At 61.2% G+C, this 201-nt stretch carries 1 pseudogene; it reads right to left on the bottom strand.

From position 1 onward, the window contains the following. A pseudogene (locus SD455_RS16765) lies at positions 1-185 on the bottom strand (hypothetical protein); the annotation flags it as partial. Positions 186-201 lie beyond the last annotated feature (16 nt).

Here is a 201-nt window from a genome sequence, read left to right as displayed (position 1 = left end):
TCAGTGACCTCCACCGTGACCGTGGAATCAGGCACGAAGCCCTCACCCGTGATCGTGGTGTCCTCACCCGGAGCAACAGTGTCCGGATCCAGAGTCACCGACGGATCGAACACCGGGTCCTCACCATCATCCGGATCCGTGATGCTCAAAGGCGCAGTGGCCTCCTCACCGGTGGTGTCATCCACACCAGCAACCGTGTAG

The sequence above is a fragment of the Nesterenkonia sp. K-15-9-6 genome, from assembly GCF_052656005.1.
The sequence above is the reverse complement of the archived record's forward strand: the minus strand, read 5'-3'. Positions and strand labels throughout refer to the sequence as shown.